The 4,134-nt window shown below is 31.8% G+C and carries 4 protein-coding genes; all 4 read left to right on the top strand.

What is annotated here, in order from left to right; all coding sequences use genetic code 11:
* The first annotated feature begins 203 nt into the window (after positions 1 to 203).
* Positions 204 to 539 carry a hypothetical protein gene (locus tag Q0616_RS07345; RefSeq protein ID WP_298776170.1) on the top strand — a complete coding sequence of 112 codons (336 nt, stop codon included), beginning with the start codon at positions 204 to 206 and terminating at the stop codon, positions 537 to 539.
* Positions 540 to 548: 9 nt separating this feature from the next.
* Positions 549 to 839, top strand: a complete 291-nt coding sequence (locus Q0616_RS07340; RefSeq protein WP_171622015.1) for a cell division protein ZapA — start codon at positions 549 to 551, stop codon at positions 837 to 839.
* 255 nt (positions 840 to 1,094) lie between these two features.
* Positions 1,095 to 2,666, top strand: coding sequence for a ribonuclease Y (gene rny, locus Q0616_RS07335; protein WP_171622014.1), 1,572 nt, complete (start codon positions 1,095 to 1,097; stop codon positions 2,664 to 2,666).
* Positions 2,667 to 3,050: 384 nt separating this feature from the next.
* Positions 3,051 to 4,010: a ribonucleotide-diphosphate reductase subunit beta gene (locus Q0616_RS07330; protein WP_298776166.1), complete on the top strand. Its 960-nt coding sequence runs from the start codon at positions 3,051 to 3,053 to the stop codon at positions 4,008 to 4,010.
* Positions 4,011 to 4,134 lie beyond the last annotated feature (124 nt).

The following is a 4,134-nucleotide window of genomic DNA, read 5'->3' as shown; positions in this document are numbered from 1 at the left end:
ATTTTTTATTTTTCGTTATTAGAAGTTTACTGTAAGTGTGGATAAAAACAGATAGATAAAGCAGAATAAGAGAGTAAATATCTATTTGTCAAATGAATAAAAAAAAACTGATAATATTTAGGTTTTTGTATTGATTAGATGTAAAAAAATACTATTTTTGCAATAGAAGCTAGGATAATAGAAATTCTCAGGAGATGGAAAAAATGGTAAAATTTAATGAACTTGAAAACAAGGTTTTAAGTGTTTTAGGCCAACTTGGGAATTATAAAGATATATTGAAAGACGCAGAAAACTCGATTCAAGAATTGGAAAAATTACAAAATGAAATCAATTCTTTGAAAGAGGATAATGCCAGATTAAAAAATAAATTGAGAGATTCGCAAGCGAATAACTTAAATTTAAATGAAGAAGTAAAACGATTAAAAGTCGTTAATGCAATGAGCGGAAATCAGGAGTATAAACAAATGATGAAGCAAAGAATGAACAAGTTAATCAAAGAAGTCGATACGTGCATCGCTCAAATTAAAACTAATAATTAATAAAAAAGAATGTCAACTCAACGAATTGAGATAAAAATTGCTTCACGTCATTATCCCATGACGATTAATTCTGATGAAGAAGAAATGTTACTTTCTTGTGCAGAAGAAATAAATAGTATTTTGAAACAATTTGAACAAAAGTACGCTGTTTCTGACAAACAAGACGCACTTGCAATGGTGACAATTCAATTAGCTTTACGCGAAGCAAAACTGAAAAAGCAAGTGAAAGATAATGAAGAAATGACAACAGAGCGCATTTCGAAGTTATTAGAATTGATTGATCAGTCAATCGTAAAATAAAAAGAGAAGTTCTGACAGTTATAAAACTGTCCAATAAACAATATTCCTACATTAGTTCTAGCTATTTTGGTTAACTCAACACTAGTTTTGTTACCGAGTGAACACCGTTCGGAAAGCGGGCCGCAACCTTTATAGGTTCATTTATTTGACAGCGGATACTTGACTAACGGACTAACTCAAATCCTGTTTACAGGAGTTAACTCAAAACATACTTTACTAATGTAGGTTTTTTTATATATAAACATTACATAAACTATGGAACCAATGACAATAATTATTGCAATTGTTACATTAATCATAGGTGCGGCGGTAGGATATTTCTTATCAAAAAAATCAGTTGATAAGCAAAATCAAGAACTGATTGATGAAGCTACTCGCAAAGCACAAAATTTGATTAGTGATGCTGAAAAAGATGGAGAAGCGATTAAAAAAGAGAAAATTTTTCAAGCAAAAGAAAAATTTTTAGAATTAAAATCTAAACACGAAGAAGTTGTTAATCAACGCGAAAGAAAAGTAGCTGATGCTGAGCTTAAAGTAAAAGAACGTGAAGAGAGAATCAAAACGGACTTAGCAGATATTCAGAAACAAAAAGATCAGATTAAATCTGAGAAAGGAAATATACAATCACGCACTGAAAAGCTTAACATTAAGCAAAAGGAAGTGGATACTATGCACAAAAAACAAGTAGAAATCCTTGAAAAAATATCAAATTATTCTGCTGATGAAGCTCGTGCTGAATTGATTGAAGTTTTGAAAGATGAAGCGAGAACAAAAGCTCAAGCGCATATTCAAGAAATTATGGAAGATGCTGAGTTAGATGCTAAAAATCAGGCACGTAAGATTGTTATTTCTTCTATTCAACGTATCGGAACGGAACAAGCAATAGAAAATGCAGTATCTGTATTTAATATAGAATCTGACGAAATCAAAGGACGTATTATTGGTCGTGAAGGTCGTAACATTCGTGCAATAGAAGCTGCAACAGGAGTTGAGGTAATTGTAGACGATACACCAGAAGCGATTATCCTTTCTTGTTTTGATCCTGTTCGACGTGAAATAGCTCGTTTATCTTTGCACCGTTTAGTAACCGATGGTCGTATTCATCCAGCTCGTATCGAAGAAGTTGTTGCAAAAACAACTAAACAAATTGAGGATGAAATCATCGAAGTTGGTAAGAAAACGATCCTTGATTTAGGAATTCATGGTTTACATAAAGATTTGGTTCGTATCGTTGGGCGCATGAAATATCGTTCTTCTTACGGTCAAAACTTGTTACAACACTCTCGTGAGGTTGCAAATTTAGCAGGAACGTTAGCTGCAGAATTAGGGTTAAATCCTAAATTAGCGAAACGTGCAGGTTTGTTACATGATATTGGTAAAGTACCGGAGCAAGAATCAGAATTGCCACACGCTATTTTGGGGATGCAATGGGCAGAGAAATATGGTGAACATCCAGATGTAATTAATGCGATTGGAGCACACCACGACGAAATTGAAATGACATCATTGCTTTCGCCAATTGTACAAGTTGCGGATAGTATCTCTGGAGCTCGTCCAGGTGCGCGTCGTCAAGTTGTAGAGTCGTACATGCAACGTTTAAAAGATTTAGAAGCGACAGCACTTAATTTTGACGGAGTTGAAAAAGCATATGCTATACAAGCCGGGCGTGAATTGCGTGTAATTGTAGAAAGTGATAAAGTTGATGATACAAAAGCAGCTGAATTATCTTTCTTAATTTCAGATAAAATTCAAAACGAAATGACTTATCCAGGTCAAGTTCGTGTAACTGTAATTCGTGAAACTCGTGCAGTGAATATTGCCAGATAAAATTTAGAATTTATTTATATTCTTTTAGGCAAGTCTACATCAAGGCTTGCCTATTTTTTTGCTGAATTATAGAAAAATAATTAGCAATTTAGTTGTAGTTTCGATAAAAATTATTAAATTATAACGAATAAAAATATAAAATCAACTAATTGCAAATCAACTAATTAACAACTTGTTGATAACCTTTTTAATTTTTAAGATTCCAAAATTTTTAATTGTAAAATCTTATCTTAATTTTGAAAGAATCGATGAATGATTGAAACGAAAATGTAACCCCATTGAGGTTCAAATTTCTAAAAAAAATAAAACAACCAACTTTATTTTTTTTCATGAAAAAAAATCGTTTTTATTAAAGTTTATTAATCTAAAAAGTCTAAAAAAACTATGTCTATTTTTGATAAAAGGATAAACTATAAACCGTTTGAATATCCTGAAATTTTAACCTTTACAGAAGCAATCCAAAAAGCATATTGGGTACATGGAGAAGTAGATTTTACTTCGGATATACAAGATTATCACGCCAACTTAGATGATGTGAAACGTGAAATTCACAAACGTTCTATTTTATCTATTGCACAAGTTGAGGTAACTGTAAAAGGATTTTGGGGAGATTTATACCATTATTTTCCAAAACCAGAATTAAATGGATTAGGGGCTACTTTTGCAGAATGTGAATTTAGACATAGTGAAGCGTATTCTCGTATTTTGGAAGTAAATGGATATTTGGATGAGTTTAATATTGCGTTACAAAATCCTATTTTTAAAAGCTATAATACGTTCGTTGGCGAAATTATGCGAGACGAAAGTAAATCAATCGTAGAGAAATTATTATTCTTTGCATTGGTTATCGAAGATAGTTCACTATTCTCGAAATTTGCAAATATCTTAGCGTTTACACGTTTTGATGGTTTAATGAAAAATACAGCAAATATTATTGCTTGGACATCTACAGATGAACAAATTCATGCAAATGCTGGTATTTATTTGATTAATAAAATTCGTGAAGAAGGTTTATTGCCAGAAGAATTAGATCAAAACTGGGTAGAAACTGCAGTTCGTGGTTATATTGATCAAGAAGAAATGATGTTAGATTGGATTTTCGAAAAAGGAGAATTCGGTTATTACTCAAAAACAGATTTATTAAATTACATGAAATATCGTATAGACGAAGCTGTTGCGAAAATTGGTTACAAAAAAATATATCATATTTCACAAGAACAATACAAACCAATGGCTTGGTTCGAAGAAGAAGTTTTTGCAAGTAGTTTAGACGATTTCTTTGCAAAACGACCTGTAGATTATACAAAACACGATAAGAGTATTTCGGCAGCCGATTTATTTTAACGACCGAAATGATTCATTAAAACACAGCTATAAATAAAATTATTTATATAATATTACATCACAATAAATTCTAAAACTATGGATAATCCAGATCGGAAGAGCACACGTCTGAACTCCAGTCACA

This window comes from uncultured Empedobacter sp. (genome assembly GCF_937930195.1).
In the GTDB taxonomy this organism is placed as follows: Bacteria; Bacteroidota; Bacteroidia; order Flavobacteriales; family Weeksellaceae; genus Empedobacter; species Empedobacter stercoris.
This window is presented reverse-complemented; position numbering and strand designations above follow the sequence as displayed.

What these genes read in the sequence shown, in the direction of transcription:
- Q0616_RS07330 (WP_298776166.1), top strand. Translation starts at nt 3,051, where the DNA reads ATGTCTATTTTTGATAAAAGGATAAACTATAAACCGTTTGAATATCCT.
- Q0616_RS07345 (WP_298776170.1), top strand. Translation starts at nt 204, where the DNA reads ATGGTAAAATTTAATGAACTTGAAAACAAGGTTTTAAGTGTTTTAGGC.
- rny (WP_171622014.1), top strand. Translation starts at nt 1,095, where the DNA reads ATGGAACCAATGACAATAATTATTGCAATTGTTACATTAATCATAGGT.
- Q0616_RS07340 (WP_171622015.1), top strand. Translation starts at nt 549, where the DNA reads ATGTCAACTCAACGAATTGAGATAAAAATTGCTTCACGTCATTATCCC.